The 19,258-nt window shown below is 73.4% G+C and carries 15 protein-coding genes and 1 riboswitch; of the genes, 5 read left to right on the forward strand and 10 right to left on the reverse strand.

Translation table 11 applies throughout. The annotated features are described in order from the left end of the window. Positions 1–149 precede the first annotated feature (149 nt). Together K7396_RS09390 and K7396_RS09395 are read left to right on the forward strand one after the other, a co-directional pair. Positions 150–1,424, forward strand: a complete 1,275-nt coding sequence (locus tag K7396_RS09390) for an MFS transporter (protein ID WP_086720889.1) — start codon at positions 150–152, stop codon at positions 1,422–1,424. Between the two features lie 305 nt (positions 1,425–1,729). After that, positions 1,730–3,073, forward strand: coding sequence for a D-arabinono-1,4-lactone oxidase (locus K7396_RS09395; RefSeq protein ID WP_086720888.1), 1,344 nt, complete (start codon positions 1,730–1,732; stop codon positions 3,071–3,073). A gap of 85 nt (positions 3,074–3,158) precedes the next feature. Here K7396_RS09395 and K7396_RS09400 read toward each other — a convergent pair whose 3' ends face one another. After that, positions 3,159–4,367 (reverse strand): hypothetical protein, encoded by a 1,209-nt coding sequence (locus K7396_RS09400; protein WP_086720887.1) that lies wholly within the window; start codon positions 4,365–4,367, stop codon positions 3,159–3,161. 498 nt (positions 4,368–4,865) lie between these two features. Here K7396_RS09400 and sepH point away from each other — a divergent pair, with 498 nt between their 5' ends. Beyond that, positions 4,866–5,921, forward strand: coding sequence for a septation protein SepH (sepH, locus tag K7396_RS09405; RefSeq protein ID WP_086720886.1), 1,056 nt, complete (start codon positions 4,866–4,868; stop codon positions 5,919–5,921). A 106-nt stretch (positions 5,922–6,027) separates the two neighbouring features. Here the strand turns inward: sepH and K7396_RS09410 are convergent, their stop codons facing one another. Next, positions 6,028–6,867 carry a sulfurtransferase gene (locus tag K7396_RS09410; RefSeq protein WP_086720885.1) on the reverse strand — a complete coding sequence of 280 codons (840 nt, stop codon included), beginning with the start codon at positions 6,865–6,867 and terminating at the stop codon, positions 6,028–6,030. A gap of 249 nt (positions 6,868–7,116) precedes the next feature. Between K7396_RS09410 and K7396_RS09415 the strand changes: the two genes are divergently transcribed. Further along, the gene (locus K7396_RS09415) at positions 7,117–7,893 is read left to right on the forward strand and encodes a VOC family protein (protein ID WP_086720884.1); all 777 of its coding nucleotides are present in this window, start codon (positions 7,117–7,119) and stop codon (positions 7,891–7,893) included. 69 nt (positions 7,894–7,962) lie between these two features. On the opposite strand, the gene K7396_RS09420 is transcribed toward K7396_RS09415, so the two are convergent. Genes K7396_RS09420 through K7396_RS09435 form a run of 4 tightly spaced genes read right to left on the reverse strand, consistent with a single transcriptional unit; the run spans position 7,963 to position 13,563 of the window. After that, positions 7,963–8,628: a thymidine kinase gene (locus tag K7396_RS09420; RefSeq protein WP_086720883.1), complete on the reverse strand. Its 666-nt coding sequence runs from the start codon at positions 8,626–8,628 to the stop codon at positions 7,963–7,965. A gap of 59 nt (positions 8,629–8,687) precedes the next feature. Next, positions 8,688–9,878 (reverse strand): alkaline phosphatase family protein, encoded by a 1,191-nt coding sequence (locus K7396_RS09425; protein ID WP_086721514.1) that lies wholly within the window; start codon positions 9,876–9,878, stop codon positions 8,688–8,690. Further along, positions 9,878–10,471, reverse strand: a complete 594-nt coding sequence (locus K7396_RS09430) for a DUF5998 family protein (RefSeq protein WP_086721513.1) — start codon at positions 10,469–10,471, stop codon at positions 9,878–9,880. The genes K7396_RS09425 and K7396_RS09430 overlap by 1 nt, the downstream gene beginning before the upstream one ends. Positions 10,472–10,509: 38 nt before the next feature. Continuing rightward, positions 10,510–13,563, reverse strand: coding sequence for a bifunctional acetate--CoA ligase family protein/GNAT family N-acetyltransferase (locus tag K7396_RS09435; protein WP_152105082.1), 3,054 nt, complete (start codon positions 13,561–13,563; stop codon positions 10,510–10,512). A 208-nt stretch (positions 13,564–13,771) separates the two neighbouring features. Here K7396_RS09435 and K7396_RS09440 point away from each other — a divergent pair, with 208 nt between their 5' ends. Further along, a complete protein-coding gene (locus K7396_RS09440) occupies positions 13,772–14,053 on the forward strand; it encodes an HPr family phosphocarrier protein (RefSeq protein WP_026170334.1) in 282 nt (93 codons plus the stop codon). Between the two features lie 275 nt (positions 14,054–14,328). On the opposite strand, the gene K7396_RS09445 is transcribed toward K7396_RS09440, so the two are convergent. The 4 genes from K7396_RS09445 to K7396_RS09460 form a co-directional block, all read right to left on the reverse strand. Further along, positions 14,329–15,042 (reverse strand): GntR family transcriptional regulator, encoded by a 714-nt coding sequence (locus tag K7396_RS09445; protein ID WP_086719790.1) that lies wholly within the window; start codon positions 15,040–15,042, stop codon positions 14,329–14,331. Between the two features lie 262 nt (positions 15,043–15,304). Continuing rightward, a complete protein-coding gene (locus K7396_RS09450; protein ID WP_086719791.1) occupies positions 15,305–16,084 on the reverse strand; it encodes a M23 family metallopeptidase in 780 nt (259 codons plus the stop codon). Between the two features lie 12 nt (positions 16,085–16,096). Continuing rightward, positions 16,097–16,252: riboswitch (cyclic di-AMP (ydaO/yuaA leader) on the reverse strand. Between the two features lie 210 nt (positions 16,253–16,462). Further along, the gene (locus K7396_RS09455; RefSeq protein ID WP_086719798.1) at positions 16,463–17,845 is read right to left on the reverse strand and encodes a M16 family metallopeptidase; all 1,383 of its coding nucleotides are present in this window, start codon (positions 17,843–17,845) and stop codon (positions 16,463–16,465) included. A gap of 38 nt (positions 17,846–17,883) precedes the next feature. Beyond that, the gene (locus K7396_RS09460; RefSeq protein ID WP_167392806.1) at positions 17,884–19,224 is read right to left on the reverse strand and encodes a M16 family metallopeptidase; all 1,341 of its coding nucleotides are present in this window, start codon (positions 19,222–19,224) and stop codon (positions 17,884–17,886) included. Positions 19,225–19,258: the final 34 nt, after the last annotated feature.

Below are 19,258 nucleotides of genomic sequence, written 5' to 3' on the forward strand. Positions count from 1 at the left end.
GGCGGCCAGGTCCCGGCGCCGGAAGGGCCGTCCCGTCCCGCGGCCGGTGCCGGAAATCCGGGGGCATGCGGTGGCACACCGCCCGTAAGCTGTATCGGCCCCTGTCATTCCTTACCGATCTTTCGGTCCTCACCGGCGGAGCGCCCCCGTTGCCCAGTCCCTACCGCGCCCTCTTCGGCCGCCCCGGCACCGCGTCGTTCTCCGCCGCCGGGCTGCTGGGCCGGATGCCTTTGTCGATGCTGGGCATCGGGATCGTCACGATGGTCTCCCAGCTGACCGGCCGCTACGGCCTGGCCGGGGCGCTGTCGGCGACCCTCGCGCTGTCCGCCGCGGTCCTCGGCCCGCAGATATCCCGGCTGGTGGACCGGCACGGCCAGCGCCGGGTGCTGCGCCCGGCCACCCTGGTGTCGATCGCCGCGGTCGCCGGGCTGCTGCTGAGCGCGCAGCAGCGCTGGGCGGACTGGCTGCTGTTCGTCTTCGCGGCCTGCGCGGGGTGCGTGCCGAGCGTGGGCTCGATGATCCGGGCGCGCTGGGCGGAGATCCACCGGGGCTCCCCGCGGGAGCTGCACACCGCGTACTCGTGGGAGTCGATCGTCGACGAGATGTGCTTCATCGTCGGGCCGATCCTGTCCATCGGCCTGTCCACCGCGTGGTTCCCAGAGGCCGGGCCGCTGCTGGCCGCCGCCTTCCTGGCCGCGGGTGTCTTCTGGCTGACGGCGCAGCGGGCGACGGAGCCGGTGCCGCATCCGCGCGAACAGCACACCAAGGGCTCCGCGCTGCGCTCGCGGGGACTGCAGGTGCTGGTGGTGACGTTCGTGGCCACCGGCGCGATCTTCGGGGCGGTCGACGTGGTGACCGTGGCGTTCGCCGAGGAGGTCGGACACAAGGCGGCGGCCAGTCTGGTCCTCGCCGTCTACGCGCTCGGCTCGTGCGCGGCCGGCGCGGTCTTCGGGCTGCTCCACCTCAAGGGGCACCCGTCCCGCCGCTGGGTGGCGGGGGTGTGCGTGATGGCCGTGAGCATGGTGCCGCTGCAGCTGGTGGGCTCGCTGCCGCTGCTGGCGGTGGCGCTGTTCGTCGCCGGGCTGTCCGTCGCCCCGACGATGGTGACCACGATGGCGCTGGTCGAGGAGCATGTGCCGCGCTCGAAGCTGACCGAGGGCATGAGCTGGACCAGCACCGGCCTGGCGGTGGGCGTCGCCCTCGGTTCGTCGGCCGCGGGCTGGGTGGTGGACGCCGCCGGGGCCGCCCGGGGCTACCTGGTCCCGGGGGCTGCGGGCCTGCTCGCCGCCCTGGTGGCCTCCGCGGGCTACCGCAGGCTCCGCCCGCGGTCCGCGCCCGCGGTGGCGAGCCCGGCCGTGGCGGGCGGCCTGCCCGGCGCGGCCGGTCCGGCCCCGGAACGGCGGGGCGAGGAGAGCGTCGCCTGAGGGGGCGCCGGCGGGGCCCGGGAGCGGCTCCGCTGCGCACGGCGGCGGGCCGCGGCTCTCCGGCCACCCCGCACCCATCGCGCACGCCGCACCCGCGGCGCCGTCTCGCCGGTCCCGGTGAACCCGCCCCGCCCGTCGGCGAGTTACCGGCGGTACGACATGTCCGGGAGCCGGGCGGTTCCGGCCGGTTCCGCACCGCTGTGATTCCCGTCACCCCGCCCTGACGGAGCGTCGGCGACTGGCATCATGCGCTCAACCACGGCGGCCGAACGCGGCCGGCCCGCGCGCAGGGAGGGGACGTCACCATGGCAGTCAGCAGCGCCGTCGGCGGCTCGGGAGGGCGCGGTCCGACGACCGGGCCCTGGCGCAACTGGGCGGGCAATGTCACCGCCCGCCCCGCCCGGAGCGTCGCCCCGGCGAGCACCGGGGAGCTGGCGGCCGCGGTCCGGGCCGCCGCGGCGGACGGGCTGACGGTCAAGGCCGCCGGCACCGGCCACTCGTTCACCCCGGCCGCCGCCACCGACGGGCTGTTGGTCCGCCCCGAGCGGCTGACCGGGGTCCGTGCGGTCGACCGCGAGGCCGGCACGGTGACGGTGGCGGCCGGTACCCCGCTCAAGCACCTCAACGAGACGCTGGCCGCGCACGGACTGTCGCTGGCCAACATGGGCGACATCATGGAGCAGACGGTCTCCGGGGCGACCTCCACCGGCACCCACGGCACCGGCCGCGACTCGGCGTCGATCGCCGCCCAGATCACCGCCCTGGAACTGGTCACCGCCGACGGCTCGGTCCTGGCCTGCTCCGCCGAGGAGAACCCGGAGGTCTTCGCCGCGGCCCGGCTGGGTCTGGGCGCGCTGGGCGTGATCAGCGAGCTGACCCTCGCGGTGGAACCGGAGTTCCTGCTGACCGCCCGCGAGGAGCCGATGCCCTACGACGAGGTGACGGACCGGTTCGACGAGCTGGTCGCGGAGAACGAGCACTTCGAGTTCTACTGGTTCCCGCACACCGGCGGCTGCAACACCAAGCGCAACAACCGCAGCCAGGGCCCGGCGGCGCCCCCCGGGAGGATCAGCGGCTGGATCGAGGACGAGCTGCTGTCCAACGGGGTCTTCCAGCTCGCCTGCGCCGTCGGGCGGGCCGTCCCGGCCGCCATACCGGGCATCGCCAAGGTCTCCAGCCGCGCCCTGTCGGCCCGTACGTACACCGACATCCCGTACAAGGTGTTCACCTCGCCGCGGCGGGTGCGGTTCGTGGAGATGGAGTACGCGCTGCCGCGCGCGGCCGCGGTGGCGGCGCTGGGTGAGCTCAAGTCCCTGGTGGAGCGCTCGGACTTCAAGGTGAGCTTCCCGGTGGAGGTGCGGACCGCGCCCGCCGACGACATCCCGCTGTCCACCGCTTCGGGGCGGGACACCGTGTACCTCGCCGTCCACATGTACCGCGGGACGCCGTACCAGGCGTACTTCGCGGCCGCCGAGCGGATCATGACGGCCCACGACGGGCGCCCGCACTGGGGGAAGGTGCACACCCGCGACGCGGCCTACCTCGCCGACGCCTATCCGCGGTTCGGGGAGTTCACCGCAGTGCGCGACCGGCTGGACCCGGAACGCCGGTTTGCCAACGCCTATCTGCGGCGGGTCCTGGGCGACTGACCGACGACGGCCGCGGCCCGGCGCCCTGGGGTGGGCGCCGGGCCGCGGCCGTCGCGGGCCCGCCTCGTCCGGGCGGGCCCACAGGTCAGGAGGAGGCGCCGGGTTCGGGGACCTGCGGGTCGGACTGCTGTCCGTTGGAGTGGCCTCCCTGCTCCTCCGATCCGCTCGGGTTGCCGCCGGAGCCGGAGCCGCCGTCACCGGCGGAGCCGCTCGGGGACGGGTCCGGCGAGGAGGGCGTGCCGGGGTCCGGCGAGGTCCTGCCCCCGTCGGACGGGTCAGGGTCCGGCGACGGGCTGCCGCCGTGCTGGTCCTTGCCGGTGCCGGGGTCCGCCGAGCTGCCCGGGTCCGGACTCGTCCGGCCGCCGTCGCCGCGGCGGTCGCCGCCGTCCGGGGAGTGGCCGGGGTCGGGCCGCTGCGGGGTGCGGTGCTGTTGCCGGCCCCCTCCCCCGGTGTGGGTGAGGTTGCTCAGCGTGGTGCCCTGTGCCCCGCTCGGCGTCTGCCCGGTGATCAGCTCGGTGCCGGTGACGACGCCCATGGCGAGCGCGAAGACCGCGAGCGCGCCGAGCGCCGGCCGCTTCCAGCCGCGCAGCCGGGTGCCGTACGTCGCGGTGCTGACCTCCTCGGGCGGGCCGGCCGGATGGCGCGGGGCCGGCACGCCGGACGGACCGCCGCCCGCCCGGCCCAGTGCCATGGTCCGCTCGTCGAGCCGCGGCACCTGCTGTGTCCGGTCGGCGGGCCGCCCCGGGCCGCTCCCGTCCACCGCGCGCAGGGCGCGGGTGGCCTCGGGGTCGGCGGGGCGCAGCATCCGCGTCGGATCATCGGCCGGGGCGGGGTGGGCGCCCGCCGGATCGCACCGCCGGGCCTGCTCGACCCGCGGGATCACCTGCGTACGGGCCGCGCCGGGCCCGCTCGTTCTGGCGGCGACGGAGGTGACCTCGTCCTCCACGCCGTCCTTGTCGAAGGTCGGCAGCACCATCGTGGGTCCGGCCTGCCGGGCGTCGGGTGTGGTGGATCGGGTGCGGGCGGAGGAGAAGCGGCGCGGCTTCGGCCGGGTGGTGACCGTCGCTTCCTTGAGCTGTTCGCCGGTGCGCCGGAACAGGTGCTGGAATATCGAGCCGCCGGTGGTGGCCACGACACTGACCACGCCCGCGCCGATGATGGTTCCGTAGACGCCGAGCCGGCCCGCGAGGTACGCCGCGACCGCCGCGGCGAGCGCGCTGCCGGCCACCTGAGCAAGGCTCAGGTCAATCCGCTTCTCCTTCTTCTTCGTGTCGCTTTCGGTTTCTTCGTCCATCTCCAACCTTTGCTAGCCCCTTCGATCCATCTTGCATGGAGAAGTGACCATTCGGTGGAGCCAAAAGTTCCGATTTTGGGGAATCTGTGAAACTTGCCACCTGCGTGCCAGGTAGAGAGATCGACAAGGCGACCCAACTCCGTTGCCCGCCCAGAAGTTCGGCGGCGCGGCGGTCCACCTCAGTGGTCCGAATGGAGTACTGTGGCGAGCCCTGGCCCCGGTTCCCGTCCGGCTGCCCGGAACCCATGGGAGGGGGCCATGAAGGCGGCACTCGCCCCGGGGCGCCGCCGCTCGGTACGGGTGAACGGCGGCAGGGCAAAAGGCATGGTCACTGAGCGTGGCGAACAGGTAACCGTGTCATAACGGCGTTTCAGGGCCAAGCCCCGACACGCCGGGCAACTCGGCAATGTTGTGGCAGGCTGCACCCGGGCAGGCCACACTCGACTAGCGGAAGCAGCGACGCGAGTGACGTCGGCAGGCACCACCCGGGAGGTCCCCATGCCCGAACTGCGTGTCGTGGCCGTCTCCAACGACGGCACACGGCTGGTGCTCAAAGCTGCGGACAGCACCGAGTACACGCTTCCGATCGACGAACGGCTGCGCGCCGCCGTCCGCAATGACCGTGCACGCCTCGGCCAGATCGAGATCGAGGTCGAGAGCCACCTGCGCCCGCGGGACATCCAGGCCCGTATAAGAGCCGGTGCCTCCGCGGAGGAGGTCGCCCAGCTCGCCGGCATCCCCGTCGACCGGGTGCGCCGCTTCGAGGGCCCGGTGCTCGCCGAGCGCGCCTTCATGGCCGAGCGGGCCCGCAAGACCCCGGTACGGCGGCCCGGTGAGAACACCGGGCCGCAGCTCGGCGAGGCGGTCGCGGAGCGGCTGCTGCTGCGCGGCGCCGACAAGGACAGCGTCCAGTGGGACTCCTGGCGCCGCGACGACGGCACCTGGGAAGTGCTGCTGGTCTACCGCGTCGCGACCGAACCGCACTCGGCGAGCTGGACGTACGACCCGCCGCGGCGGCTCGTCCAGGCCGTGGACGACGAGGCCCGGGCGCTGATCGGCGAGAGCGACGACACGCCCGAGCCCAGCTTCCCGTTCGTGCCGCGGATCGCGCGGCTGCCGCGCGACCGGCCGCTGGACCGCGCGCTGGACCGGCAGTCGTCCGAGCGCGGCGAGCGCGCGGCGCAGTCCGGTGACGACGACGAGCCGCAGGCCGCGGAGGAGGCCGTCGGTGAGCGGGATTCGCTGACCAGCCTGCTGGAGGCGGTGCCGAGCTTCCGTGGCGACATGGTCGTACCGGAGACCGTGAAGTCGGCGCAGAGCGACGAGGAGTCCGAGGCCGAGGTCGAGGAGCCGCCCGCCCCGGCGGCCAGCGCGGGCGCGGGTTCCGCGTACGCCGATGTGCTGATGCCGCGCGCGGTCGCCGGCCACCGCGACCGGCTGACCGGGACGACGGACCGGCAGGCCGAGGCGGACGGCGTACGGCCCGGCCGCCGCGCCGCGGTGCCCAGCTGGGACGAGATCGTCTTCGGCACCCGGCGCAAGAAGCCGGAGTAGCCGACCGCCCTCAAGGGCCCACCGCGCATCCTCGTCCGCCCGCCCCCGGGAAAGGGGGCGGGCGGACGGCGTTGTACGACGCCCCGTCAGAGGCCGGGGCAACGGCTCAGCCGGGCTGCGGGCCGGTGGCGACGGGACGGGCCGGGTCGGCGGACCATTCGCTCCAGGAGCCGACGTACAGGGCGGCGGGGACGCCCGCGATCGCGAGGGCCAGTACCTGGTGGGCGGCGGAGACTCCGGAACCGCAGTACACGCCGACCTCGGCGTGCGCCGTGGCGCCCAGCGACGCGAAGCGCTCCGCCAGTTCGGACGCGTCGCGGAAGACGGTGCCGCCCTCGACGACGTTCTCGGTCGTCGGGGCGGACACCGCGCCCGGGATGTGACCGGCGACCTTGTCGATGGGCTCGACCTCGCCGCGGTAGCGCTCGGCGGCCCGCGCGTCCAGCAGGACTCCGCGACGGGCCACGGCGGCCGCGTCGTCCGCCCGCAGCAGCGCCAGGCCGCCGGGCACCGGGGTGAAGTCACCTTCCTGCGGAGTCGATTGATCGACACTCAGCGTGCCGCCGGCCGCCTCCCAGGCGGCGAGGCCGCCGTCCAGGACGCGTACGTCGGGGTGACCGGTCCAGCGCAGCAGCCACCAGGCGCGGGCGGCCGCCCAGCCCTGGCCGCCGTCGTAGACGACCACGGGGCGGTCCGCCCGGACGCCGGCGGCCCTCATGGCGTCGGCGAAGACGTCGAGGTCGGGAAGCGGGTGACGGCCGCTTGGGCCGGGCGGCGAGGCCAGCTCGCTGTCGAGGTCGACGTAGACCGCGCCGGGCACATGTCCGGCCTCGTACAGGGGGCGGCCGGGCGGGCCGCCGAGCTGGTAACGGACGTCCAGGACCACCGGAGCGGTGGGCTGCGCCAGCTCGCTCACGAGTTCGGTAGCGGTGATGATGACATTCATGGGACTCATCCTTGCGTAGCGACGGCTACGTACAGAAGGTAGGTGCCCACCCTCCGTATGACGCAGTTACGTCCTGCGGTAACGCCTCTGGGGCGGATGGGAAACGTCAAAAAGGGCATTCTCCCCCCGCGAACCCGCCATGGACGGCGCGGCCGGGGCGCGCACCGGGGCACCTGGTGCGAGCATCTGCACGGGACCCGCGCCCGTGGCGCACAGGGTCTGCCCCCGACGCCTCCGAGGAGAGTGACCATGACGACCGAGGCAGCGACCCGGCGGATGCCCGGCGCGCCCTGCTGGGTGAGTCTCCTGGCCCACAGCCTGTCCGCGACGCAGGAGTTCTACGGCGCGCTGTTCGGCTGGGAGTTCCGCCCGGGGCCGCAGCATTTCGGTCCGTACGCCCGGGCCTTCCTCGACGGCCGGGAAGTCGCCGGGGTCGGCGAACTGGCCCCCGACCGTCATCTCCCGGTCGCCTGGACCACCTATCTGGCGTGTGACGACGCGGACGCGACGGCCGAGCAGATCCGTTCCTGCGGCGGCACGGTGGGCGTCGGGCCGCTGGACGCGGACGACGACGCGGGGCGGATGGCGATCGTCTCCGACCCGCAGGGCGCGATCTTCGGCATCTGGCAGGGCAGATCGATGACCGGTACCGCGATCACCGGCGAGCGGGGCACCCCGGCCTGGAACGAGCTGGTCACCCGGGACACCAGCTCCGTCCTGACGTTCTACGAGCATGTCTTCGGCTACGAGGCGGAGCCGGTGATCGCGGCCGGCTTCGACTACCTGACGCTGCATCTGAAGGACCACCCGGTGGCCGGCATCCACGGCGTGGGCAACGCCCTGCCGCGCGACCGGGGCTCCCACTGGATGACGTACTTCGCCGTCTCCGACGCGGACGCCGCGGCCCGCCGGGTCACCGAACTGGGCGGTCATGTGCTGCAGCCCGCCCGGGACTCGGCACACGGCCGGCTGGCGACGGTCTCCGACAGCGAGGGCGCCGTCTTCACGATCATCCAGCGGGACTGAGGGGCGGTCACGCGCACGGCCGTACACCGCCCGCCCCTGGTGGGCGGTCCCACCGGTGAGGCGTGCGGACTACTTCGCGCTGTCGACCGGCAGTACGTCCGGGGAGAGCGCGGCGGCGCGGGCGGTCGCCGAGGTCTGGCGGCGGCGGTGGTGCCGGCGGCACAGCACCTCGTAGCCGACCACGGCCTGGGGGCTGTCCACATCGCCGACGACGTCGCCGACCACCACCTGGGCGCCCTCGACGACCATCCGTCCGTCGACCGTACGGGCGTTGTGCGTGGCGCGGGCGCCGCACCAGCACAGCGCCTCGACCTGCAACACCTCTATGCGGTCGGCCAGTTCGACCAGGCGCTGGGAGCCGGGGAAGAGCTTGCTGCGGAAGTCGGTGGTGATGCCGAAGGCGAAGACGTCCAGGTCGAGGTCGTCGACGACGCGGGCGAGCTGGTCGACCTGTTCGGGGGCGAGGAACTGGGCCTCGTCGGCGATGACGTAGTCGACCCGGCCGCCGGAGGAGAGGTGGCCGACGACGTGGGTGTAGAAGTCCAGGTCGTACGCGGCCTCGACGGCCTCGGTGACCAGGCCGAGGCGGGAGGAGAGCTTGCCGCGGCCGGCCCGGTCGTTGCGGCTGTAGATCATGCCCTGCAGGCCGCGGGAGGAGCGGTTGTGCTCGATCTGCAGAGCGAGTGTCGACTTTCCGCAGTCCATCGTTCCGGAGAAGAACACCAGCTCGGGCATGGGAAGTTGCGGGCCTTTCGGGCTCATGAGGGGAGGGACGGCGGGCGGGGCCGGGTGGGTCAGGTGCGGACTTCCAGGAGCGGCACCAGCTGCTCCACCGGGGTCATCGAGCCGTGCATGCCCACCATCTCCGATTCGCGGGGCTCTCGTTCGGTCGCGATGATCACCATGTCGGCGTGCGCGGCCGCGACGACATCACCGATCCGGGCCCGGACCCGGTCGTCGACCCCCGCCCCGAACCACCCCGCGGCGATGGCCTCTTCGCGGCTCGCCACCCACATCTGCTCGCCGACCACCTCGCGCCACACGGCGAGGACGTCGGCGGCCGCGCCCGGGTGGGCGTACACATGGCGTGCGCGGCCCTCGCCGCCCAACAGGCGTACGCCGGCGCGCAGTTCCCAGTCCTCGTCGAAGTCGATCCGGGACTCGGGGTCGAACGGGATATCGATCATGCCGTGGTCGGCGGTGATGTAGAGAGCGCTGCGCGGCGGCAGTTGTTCGGCCAGCCGCTGGGCGAGCCGGTCGACGTACATCAACTGGCCGCGCCAGGCGTCGGAGTCGACGCCGTAGCGGTGGCCCTTGCCGTCCACCTCGGAGTAGTACGTGTAGACGAGCGAACGGTCACCGGCGGCGAGCTGCTCGGCCGCGAGGTCCATCCGCTCCTCGCCGGACAGCCTGCCGTGGAACGTGCCACCGCTCAGCGCGACCTGGGTGAGCGGGGTGTGCTGGAAGTCCGGCGCGGAGACCTGGCAGGTGTGGATCCCGGCGGCGTCCGCGCGCTGGAAGACCGTCGGATACGGCTGCCAGGCACGCGGCTCGGTCCACGGGTACCAGCGCAGCTGGTTCATCAGGGCGCCGGTGGCCGGGTTCTCGCAGGTGTAGCCGGGCAGGCCGTGGGCGCCCGGCGGCAGGCCGGTGCCGACCGAGGCGAGCGAGGTGGCGGTGGTGGACGGGAAGCCCGCGGTGAGCGGGCGGCCGCTGCCGTTGAACGAGGTGCCCAGGAGGGAAGTGAGGAACGGCGCCTCCTCCGGGTGGGCCCGCAGCAGCTCCCAGCCGAGGCCGTCGATCAGGAAGACGCAGGCCCGGTCGGCGGGCGCCAGCTCCATGGAGGTGGCGAGGCCGGTCATGCCGAGCCCGGTGGCGATGGTGGGCAGCAGATCGGCGAGCGAGCCGGTGCCGTACCGGGGTACCGGGGCGCCGAGCGGGTCGAGCGGTTCGGGTTCCGGCCAGGCGGGGGCGGTGTGGACCATCAGCGGGAGGTGGGGGTGGCCGCGGTGGCCTCGGAGAGCGCCTGGGCGAAGGTGAGCGTCTCGCGCACCGAGTCCGGTCCGTCGCCGGCCTCGCTGACCCGCAGCGACAGGTCGTCGGCGGTGGAGGAGCCGGTGTAGCCGTGGTCCGCCTCGCAGTTGGGGTCGCCGCAGGCGGCGGGCTCCAGGTCCAGGCGGGCGACCGCGCCCCAGCCGATGGTGAGCACGACCTCGCGGGGCAGCTGGCCCGGGGTGTACGACTCGGGGTTGGCGACCACCCGGCTGAGCACCACGGAGGAGATCCGGCTCAGCTTGACGGACTCGGTGGAGGTGGTGGCGTACGGCGACGGGGAGGTGGCGTCGGCGGCCTGCTCGTCGGTGTGGCTGACGATGAAGCGGGTGCCGGTCAGGACCAGGACCGTGACATGGCGGCGCACCTCGTTGGCGTCGAAGGTCGTCTCCTGGTGGACGAGGTACGACACCACGGGCTCGCCGCCGACCGCGGCCTGCACCGCCTCGGCCACGAGCGTCGGGTAATAGCCGCTGCGCTCGATCGCCGCGCGCAGCCCCTGGGTCGTCGTACCGGTCTTAGCCATGGGGTCCATCTTACGGGGCGTACCGGGCCGCGAGAGCCTCAGTAGACGGGCAGCCGGCGGGGGCCGAGGTCGGTGGTGGCGGGGGCACGGGCCAGGCGGACGGTCGCTCCGAGGACGGACAGGCCGTGGGCTGCGACGACCACCGGTTCGAGGTCGACGCCGACGACCTCGGGGTGGTCGTCGACGAGCCGGGAGACGCGCAGCAGCACCTCGGCCAGCGCCGCGGTGTCCACCGGCTGGGAGCCGCGCCAGCCGAACAGCAGCGGGGCGGCACGGATCGAGCGGATCTGCTCCGCGACGTCGCGGTCGGTGGCGGGGATGAGGCGGTGGGCGACGTCGCCGAGCAGCTGGGAGGGCGCCCCGGCCAGACCGAAGGAGAGCACGGCGCCGGCGGCCGGGTCGATGGCGGCCCGGATGACGGTGTCGACGCCGCGCGGCACCATCGACTGGACGACCGGACGCAGGACTTCCGGGGAGCCGAGGAAATCGGTCAATTCGGCGTAGGTGCGGCGGAGTTCCGCCTCCCCGGCGATGTCGAGCCGGACCCCGCCGAGGTCGGCGCGGTGACGCAGATGGGGCGCGGTGGTCTTGAGGGCCACCGGATAGCCGAGGCGGGCGGCGGCGCGGACGGCGGTGTCCGGATCGGGGGCCGAGAGGACCGGCCGGGTGCGGATGCCGTAGCGGGCGAGCAGGGCCTCGGCGTCCTGGGACGGCACCGGGACGGAGCGGCCCGTGGGGGCGTCGGGGGTGAGGCGGTGCAGGAGGCGGTCGATGTCGGCGCCGGCCGCGGCCTCCTGGATGTCGTCGAACTCGGGCACCCGGCCCGGCTCGGCGGCCTCCCGTCGCCATGCGGCGTAGCGGACGGCCTCGGCGAGGGAGCGCACGGCGCGCTCGGCGGCGGGATAGGCGGGGATACGGAGGGGGTCGGACCGGCGCCGGGACACGGGGGCCGCGTCGGCGTCACGGCACGGAGCCGGCTGATGAGCCGCGAGGGCCGGCGGCGGCCCCGGGGGGAGCAGGGGGCGTGTGCGGTTCGACGGAACGGGCGGGGGAGGGGGTGAGAGCGGGGAGTGTGGGGTCGGGGTGGGGGCCCGGTGCGCGGGGCGAGCGGGCGCGGGGGCCGGGTGCGCGGGCGCGGGGGCCGGGTCGGACCTGTCCGGGGCGGGGGCTGCGGCTGTGGGCTCCGTCGACCGGGCCGGTGCCGGTGCCGGCGCCGCGAGGGTCTCGGCGAGGTCGTCCATGGCGAGGTGGACGACCGTCACCGGCTTCTCCGGATGTGCCTCGGCCGCGGTGCGCAGGGCGGCGGCGAGTGCGACGCCTTCGCTGTCGGCCGGTGAGACGGCGGACCCCTCCCCCACCCAGGGGATGGCCGTGACGATCACGGCGTCGCAGCCGTCGCCGGACAGCGCCTCGGCGAGGGCGGCCGCGAAGTCGTCCGGTGTGGCCGCGGAGGGCAGCACCCGGGGGCTCTGCGGGCGCAGCTGTTCGGTCAGGCAGGCGTCGTAGGCGAGGAGCGCCAGCGACTCGGAGTTGCCGAGGATGGCGATGCGCGGGCCGGCCGGGAGCGGCTGGGAGGCCAGCAGCAGGCCGGCGTCGATCAGCTCCGTGACCGTGTCGACGCGGATCACGCCGGCCTGGCGCATCAGGGCCGCGACGGTGCTGTCGGGGACGCGGACGGTGGGCACGGCGTGGCCGGGCGGCGCGGTGCCGTTGTGCCGGGCCCCCTTGGCGACGACGACCGGCTTGACGGCAGCGGTGCGACGGGCGAGCCGGGCGAATTTGCGCGGGTTGCCGATGGACTCCAAATAGAGGATCACGACGTCGGTGTCCGGGTCGTCGTACCAGTACTGGAGCAGGTCGTTGCCGGAGACGTCGGCGCGGTTGCCCGCGGAGACGAAGGCGGAGATACCGGCGATCCCGCCGTCACCGGGGCCGCGCGCGTGCAGCCCGCTGAGCAGGGCGATGCCGATGGCACCGGACTGGGTGAACAGGCCGATACGGCCGGCGCCGGGCATCCGGGGGGCGAGGGAGGCGTTCAGCCGGACGTCGGGGGCGGTGTTGATCAGGCCGAAGGCGTTGGGCCCGATGAGCCGCATGCCGTAGGAGCGGGCCTGGCGGAGCAGCGCGCGCTGCCGCTCCCGGCCCTCCGGGCCCGCCTCGGCGTAGCCGGAGGACAGGATCAGCACGCCCTGGACGCCGTGTTCGCCGCAGTCGCGGACCACGTCGGGGACGCGGTCCGCGGGGACGGCGATGACGGCGAGGTCGACCGGGTCGGGGATCTCCCGCAGGGCGCGGACGGCCGGTACGTCTTCGGGCCGCAGCCGTCGCATGCCCTCGGGGAAGGCGTGGTTGACCGCGTGCACCCGGCCCGTGAAGCCGGAGTCCAGGAGGCTGCGCAGCGCGGTGCGGCCGACGCCGCCGGGGGTGCGGCCGACGCCGATGACGGCGACCGACCCCGGGGCGAGCAGCCGCTGCACGGACCGGGCCTCGGCGCGCTGCTCGCGTCCGCGCATCACGGCCATGGACTGCTCGGTCGGCTCCAGGTCGAACTCCAGGCGCACCACACCGTCTTCGAAGGTGCGCTGGTGGGTGTAGCCCGCGTCCGTGAAGACCTTGATCATCTTGGAGTTCGCGGGCAGTACCTCGGCGGCGAACCGGCGGATGCCGCGCTCACGGGCGACGGCCGCGATGTGCTCCAGGAGGGCGGAGGCGACGCCCCTGCCTTGATGGGCGTCCTGGACGAGGAAGGCGACCTCGGCCTGGTCGTCCTCGGGGCTCTTGGCGGGCAGCCCCTGGTCGTTGATCCGGTCGTAGCGGACGGTGGCGATGAACTCGCCGCCGACGGTGGCCGCGAGCCCGACCCGGTCGACGTAGTCGTGGTGGGTGAAACGGTGCACATCGCGGTCGGACAGCCGCGGATACGGCGCGAAGAAGCGGTAGTACTTCGACTCGTCCGAGACCTGCTCGTAGAAGGAGACCAGCCGCTCGGCGTCGTCGGGGGTGATGGGGCGGATCCGCGCCGTGCCGCCGTCGCGCAGCACCACGTCGGCTTCCCAGTGGGTCGGGTACGCGTGGTCCGGCGGTTGCTGCATGCGGACAGCGTACGACCGGCCACCGACAACCGGCTCGGCGCGCGTACGCTCGGGGTGCGGGGCAGGCTGGGGATGCCGTCCACCGGCCTGCCGCACCTCCCTTGGGGAGACCAATGGCCACAAAAGGCCAGGACACAGGGCTGCCCAGCACGCCCGGCAGCGTGAGAGACTGGTCTAGACAACAGTCACGACTTTGAAGGGCAACACCATGGCAGAGCGCCGCGTCAATGTCGGTTGGGCCGAGGGCCTGCACGCCCGCCCCGCGTCGATCTTCGTCCGTGCGGCCACCGCCTCCGGCGTCCCGATGACGATCGCCAAGGCTGATGGCAACCCCGTCAACGCGGCCTCCATGCTCGCGGTCCTGGGTCTGGGCGCCCAGGGCGGCGAGGAGATCGTGCTGGCCTCCGACGCCGAGGGTGCCGAGGCGGCGCTCGACCGTCTGGCCAAGCTCGTCGCCGAGGGTCTCGAGGAGCTCCCCGAGACCGTCTGAGTCCGCCAGGACTCCCGCTCCACGCGGCGGCCCCGCTGTGACGACCGGTGACCGGTCGCCACGGCGGGGCCGTTTCGCTGTACCGGAATCCCCTTCCCGGGCGGGCCGGAATCAGGGAAGCCGGAAATAGCGCGCGGAATTCCGCACCCCCCTGCCCCGCCTCTTCTGCGCATTCGGGCAGCACAAATAAAACCTGAAGGCGGACAGCGGAAACAGGAACGCCGAATCGCGCTCTCCCTGAGCCATTCTGCACTTCTTTGTATACGTGGGTCTTGTTAAGAGCGGGCGCGCGCCGTGTTGACGGGCGGTTTCGGATTCCTCACCCGGGGCGCCTTCGGCTCCCCCGTCTCCGTCTCGGCGGGGCGCCGGAGCCGGTACACCGGGAGCGAGCGCTCGACATGGGCCGCCATCAGGGCGCGAGCCCGTTCCGCGTCCCCCCGGGCCACCGCGTCCAGCACCGCACCGTGTTCGTCCCACGACTCCCCCGTACGGGCGGGCAGTTCCACGGCGTACATCCACTCGATCTTGCGCCGCAACTGGGTCAGCAACGCGGTCAGGCTGGGGCTGCCGGCCGCCTGGGCCAGCGTCTCGTGGAACCAGCCGTCCAGTTGGCGCAGATCCGCGGGGCTGCCGTGCCGGGCCCGCTCGCGGCCGAGCCGCACCAGGCCACGGAGCACCTTGAGGTGCGCGGGGCTGCGGCGGGCGGCCGCGCGCGCCGCGCCCAGCGGCTCCAACAGGGCCCGGACGTCGAGGAGGTCGGCGGCCTCCTGCTCGGTGGGCTCGGCGACGCAGGCGCCCGCGTGATGGCGGGTGGTGACGAACCCTTCGGACTGCAGGGTGCGCAGTGCTTCACGGACCGGCACCCGGGAGACGCCGTAGCGGGCCGCCAGGATCTCTTCGATCAGCCGGCTCCCCGGCGCCAGCGCGCCGGAGACGATGTCGTCGCGAATCGCCGTGCACACCGCATGCGCGGAAATATGGCCTCGCATCTTCCGTGCCTCCGCCGTAATCCCCTCGAAACGCCGCCGGTCGGCGACTTTTCCGTGACTCTATTCGACCGGAACGGCTTTTCCGACGGACTCCGATTATTCATGGATATTTTTTGGCCAGAAGGCGCGGGCCGTGCGGCGTATCGGGGGCGCACCCGCCGCGTGCCGGGCACGCCGAAGCCCCGGCCGGGGAGCCGGGGCTTCGGGCGGACGCTCGTGCGGCTCGGGCCCCTCGGGGCGCGGTGCCCGACGGGGCTCCGGGTCAGACGTTGACGCCGTGCGAGCGCAGGTAGGCGACGGGGTCGATGTCCGAGCCGTAGTCGGCACCGGTGCGGGCCTCGAAGTGCAGGTGGGGGCCGGTGGCGTTGCCGGTGGCGCCGGAGAGGCCGATCTGCTGGCCCGGGGTCACGTGCTGGCCGACGGAGACGCCGAGCGACGACAGGTGACCGTACTGGGTGTACGTCCCGTCGTTCATCTTGATCACGATGTTGTTTCCGTAGGAGCCGCCCCAGCCGGCCTCGACGACGGTGCCCGTGCCGACGGCGTGGACGGAGGTGCCGGAGGCGGCGTGGAAGTCGATGCCGGTGTGGCTGCCCGAGGACCACAGGCCGCTGGAGGCCTTGTACGAGGTGGACACGTAGGAGTCGGCCACGGGGGCGACAAAGGTGTTGAGGCGCTTGCGCTCCGCCTCCCGGGCGGCGCGCTCCTTGGCCTTGCGGGCGGCCTCGACGCGTCGCTTGGCCTCCTCGGCCTGCTTCTTGGCCACGGCCTCGGCCTTCGCCTTCGCCGCTGCGGCCTCCGCCTCGGCCTGCTGCGCGTCGGCCTGGGCCGCGACGTGGTTGGCGAGCTCGTCACCGAGCACGACGGCCTGCTGCAGACCGGTGTCGTGGGTGCGCGCCTGGTCCGTGGCCGCCAGCGCCGGCGAGGCCACGGAGGCGACGACGCCGCCGGCCGCGAGGGTGGCTATGCCGGCGATGTTGCGGGTCGACCGAGCGGGGCGGCTCGCACGACGGTGCTTCCCGGTGGCACGGATGAACGCCATGTACGGGCTTGTCCTTTCCCTCCTTCTCGCCTACCGGGTTAGCTGACGGGTTCGGAGCAGGAAGGTCTCCTACGGGCTCCTCCGGAGGGGAGTCCGATTCACCCCAAGGGACTCTGGGTCCCCGGCTCCCCTGGCTCGCACCGTACGGGGACTCGGCGATGACTGTCCGGTGCCACGGTTGTGGCGGACTTGTGACGAACAGCCGGACCGACGCTAAACGTGGCAACTTTCAATCGGCAAACAGATCCGCTTTTTTGTGCGGGATCCCACAAGAACCGAGGTGTGGGCAGCGATATACCGGACATACGGCAACTCCCGTGGCGGACCATCGCCACGGGAGTTGCTTTGTCGATATGTGACCTGCCGTCACACGGTGGCCTAGCCGCCGACGACCGTCACCTCGCCGATGCCCAGCGCCTTGATGGGCTCGGCGATCTGCGCCGCATCGCCCACCAGGACCGTCACCAGCCGGTCCACGGGGAAGGCGTTGACCGCCGCCGCGGTCGCCTCGACCGTGCCGGTCTCCGCGAGCCGCACGTACAACTGCGCCTGGAAGTCGTCCGGCAGGTGCTGCTCCACCTGGTCGGCGAGCGTGCCCGCGACGGCCGCCGCGGTCTCGTACTTCAGTGGCGCGACCCCGACGAGGTTCTGCACGGCGACATCCCGCTCGTCGTCCGTCAGCCCCTCTGCCGCAAGGGTGCGCAGCACGTTCCACAGGTCGTCGAGCGCCGGGACGGTGGAGGCGGTGTCCACCGAGCCGCTGATGGCGAGCAGTGAGGCGCCCGTGGCGCCCTCGGGGGACGTGGGAGCGGTGGAGCGCAGTACCTGGCCGAAGGCGCGCACCCCGTAGGTGTAGCCCTTCTCCTCCCGCAGCACGCGGTCCAGACGGGAGGTGAGGGTACCGCCCAGGCAGTAGGTGCCGAGGACCTGCGCCGGCCACACCCGGTCGTGCCGGTCGGCACCGATGCGGCCGATGAGCAGCTGCGTCTGGACGGCGCCGGGCCGGTCCACGATCACCACGCGGCCGGTGTCGTCGGCGACGATCGGCGAGGCCTTCAGCGGCTCGGCCGTCGAGCCGCTCCACGCGCCGAGCGTCTCGGCGAGCGCGGCCTCCAGGTCGACGCCGGTGAAGTCACCGACGATGACGGCGGTGGCCGTCGCGGGCCGCACATGGGCGTCGTAGAAGGCGCGGACGGCCGCGGCGTCGATGCGTCCGACGGTCTCCTCGGTGCCCTGGCGCGGCCGCGACATACGGGACGTGGCCGGGAACAGCTCCTTGGACAGCGCCATCGCCGCACGCCGGGCCGGGTTGGCGAGCTCGTGCGGGATCTCGTCGAGACGGTTGCGCACCAGCCGCTCGACCTCGCTCTCCGGGAAGGCGGGGGCGCGCAGCGCGTCGGCGAGCAGGCCGAGCGCGCGCGGCAGCCGGGACGCCGGCACCTCCAGGGAGACCCGTACGCCGGGGTGGTCGGCGTGCGCGTCCAGAGTGGCGCCGCAGCGCTCCAGCTCGGCGGCGAACTCCTCGGCGTCGTGCTGGTCGGTGCCCTCGGACAGGGCGCGCGCCATGATCGTGGCGACGCCGTCCAGGCCCTCGGGTTCGGCGTCCAGCGGCGCGACGAGGTTGATCTCGACGGCGACGACCTGCTGGCCGGGGCGGTGGCTGGTCAGGAGGGTCAGCCCGTTGGGCAGGTGGCTGCGGTCGGGGGCAGGGAAGGCCCACGGCCTGGGCGCGCCGCCACGGGGCTGCGGGTGAAAGTCCATGCTGCTCACGGGGGAATCGGCGTGGGTGGTGGCGTCGCTCACTGGTCCGCCTCCCCTTCCTCGGTGTCGGCGGCGTCGGTCGGCTCGGTGGGCTCGTAGACCAGCACCGCGCGGTTGTCGGGGCGCAGCCGGGCCTTGGCGACCGCCTGCACCTCCTCGGGGGTGATGTCCAGAACGCGCTGCACGGCGGACAGCGCCAGCTGCGGGTCGCCGAACAGGACGGCGAAACGGCACAGTTCGTCGGCGCGGCCGCTGACCGTGGCCAGCCGGTCCAGCCATTCGCGCTCCAGCTGGGCCTGGGCCCGCTCCATCTCCTCCGGGGTCGGGCCCTCGGCGGCGAAGCGCGCCAGTTCCTCGTCGACCGCGCGCTCGATGCCGGGGACCTCCACCCCGCCGGACGTCTTCACGTCCAGCCAGCCCAGCGAGGGCGCACCGGCCAGCCGCAGCAGACCGAAGCCGGCCGCCACGGCGCTGCGGTCGCGGCGCACCAGCCGGTTGTACAGGCGGGAGGACTCGCCGCCTCCCAGGACGGTCAGCGCGAGGTCGGCGGCGTCCGCCTCCCGGGTGCCGTCGTGCGGCAGGCGGTAGGCCGCCATCAGGGCGCGTGCGGGCACGTCCTCCTCGACGACCTCCCGCAGCTCGCCGCCGATGACCTCGGGCAGCGTGCCGTCCCGCGGGGGCTGCTTGCCGTCGTGCCCGGGGATCGAGCCGAAGTACTTCTCCACCCAGGCCAGCGTCTGCTCGGGATCGATGTCGCCGACGATCGACAGGACGGCGTTGTTGGGCGCGTAGTAGGTCCGGAAGAACGCCCGTGCGTCCTCCAGGGAGGCCGCGTCCAGGTCGGCCATCGACCCGATGGGCGTGTGGTGGTACGGGTGCCCCTCGGGGTACGCCATGGCCGTCAGCTTCTCGAAGGCCGTGCCGTAGGGGACGTTGTCGTAGCGCTGGCGGCGCTCGTTCTTGACGACGTCGCGCTGGTTCTCCATGGACTCGTCGTCGAGCGCGGTCAGCAGCGAGCCCATCCGGTCCGCCTCCAGCCAGAGCGCGAGCTCCAGCTCATGGGCGGGCATGGTCTCGAAGTAGTTGGTGCGCTCGAAGCTCGTGGTGCCGTTGAGCGAACCGCCGGCGCCCTGCACCAGCTCGAAGTGGCCGTTGCCCTTCACCTGCGCGGACCCCTGGAACATCAGGTGCTCGAAGAGGTGAGCCAGGCCCGTGCGGCCCTTGACCTCGTGGCGGGAGCCGACGTCGTACCACAGGCAGACCGCTGCGACCGGGGTCAGGTGGTCTTCGGAGAGCACCACGCGCAGGCCGTTGGCCAGCCGGTGCTCGGTCGCAGTCAGGCCGCCGGAGCCGGCTTGTTCTGTGGCCGTGTGACCCATGGGCATGTAGTCCCTTCGATCCGCTTGTGAGGAA

The organism is Streptomyces angustmyceticus (genome assembly GCF_019933235.1).
In the GTDB taxonomy this organism is placed as follows: Bacteria; Actinomycetota; Actinomycetes; order Streptomycetales; family Streptomycetaceae; genus Streptomyces; species Streptomyces angustmyceticus.

What these genes read in the sequence shown, in the direction of transcription:
- K7396_RS09395 (WP_086720888.1), top strand. Translation starts at nt 1,730, where the DNA reads ATGGCAGTCAGCAGCGCCGTCGGCGGCTCGGGAGGGCGCGGTCCGACG.
- K7396_RS09400 (WP_086720887.1), bottom strand. Translation starts at nt 4,367, where the DNA reads ATGGACGAAGAAACCGAAAGCGACACGAAGAAGAAGGAGAAGCGGATT.
- sepH (WP_086720886.1), top strand. Translation starts at nt 4,866, where the DNA reads ATGCCCGAACTGCGTGTCGTGGCCGTCTCCAACGACGGCACACGGCTG.
- K7396_RS09410 (WP_086720885.1), bottom strand. Translation starts at nt 6,867, where the DNA reads ATGAATGTCATCATCACCGCTACCGAACTCGTGAGCGAGCTGGCGCAG.
- K7396_RS09415 (WP_086720884.1), top strand. Translation starts at nt 7,117, where the DNA reads ATGACGACCGAGGCAGCGACCCGGCGGATGCCCGGCGCGCCCTGCTGG.
- K7396_RS09420 (WP_086720883.1), bottom strand. Translation starts at nt 8,628, where the DNA reads ATGCCCGAGCTGGTGTTCTTCTCCGGAACGATGGACTGCGGAAAGTCG.
- K7396_RS09425 (WP_086721514.1), bottom strand. Translation starts at nt 9,878, where the DNA reads ATGGTCCACACCGCCCCCGCCTGGCCGGAACCCGAACCGCTCGACCCG.
- K7396_RS09430 (WP_086721513.1), bottom strand. Translation starts at nt 10,471, where the DNA reads ATGGCTAAGACCGGTACGACGACCCAGGGGCTGCGCGCGGCGATCGAG.
- K7396_RS09435 (WP_152105082.1), bottom strand. Translation starts at nt 13,563, where the DNA reads ATGCAGCAACCGCCGGACCACGCGTACCCGACCCACTGGGAAGCCGAC.
- K7396_RS09440 (WP_026170334.1), top strand. Translation starts at nt 13,772, where the DNA reads ATGGCAGAGCGCCGCGTCAATGTCGGTTGGGCCGAGGGCCTGCACGCC.
- K7396_RS09445 (WP_086719790.1), bottom strand. Translation starts at nt 15,042, where the DNA reads ATGCGAGGCCATATTTCCGCGCATGCGGTGTGCACGGCGATTCGCGAC.
- K7396_RS09450 (WP_086719791.1), bottom strand. Translation starts at nt 16,084, where the DNA reads ATGGCGTTCATCCGTGCCACCGGGAAGCACCGTCGTGCGAGCCGCCCC.
- K7396_RS09455 (WP_086719798.1), bottom strand. Translation starts at nt 17,845, where the DNA reads ATGGACTTTCACCCGCAGCCCCGTGGCGGCGCGCCCAGGCCGTGGGCC.
- K7396_RS09460 (WP_167392806.1), bottom strand. Translation starts at nt 19,224, where the DNA reads ATGGGTCACACGGCCACAGAACAAGCCGGCTCCGGCGGCCTGACTGCG.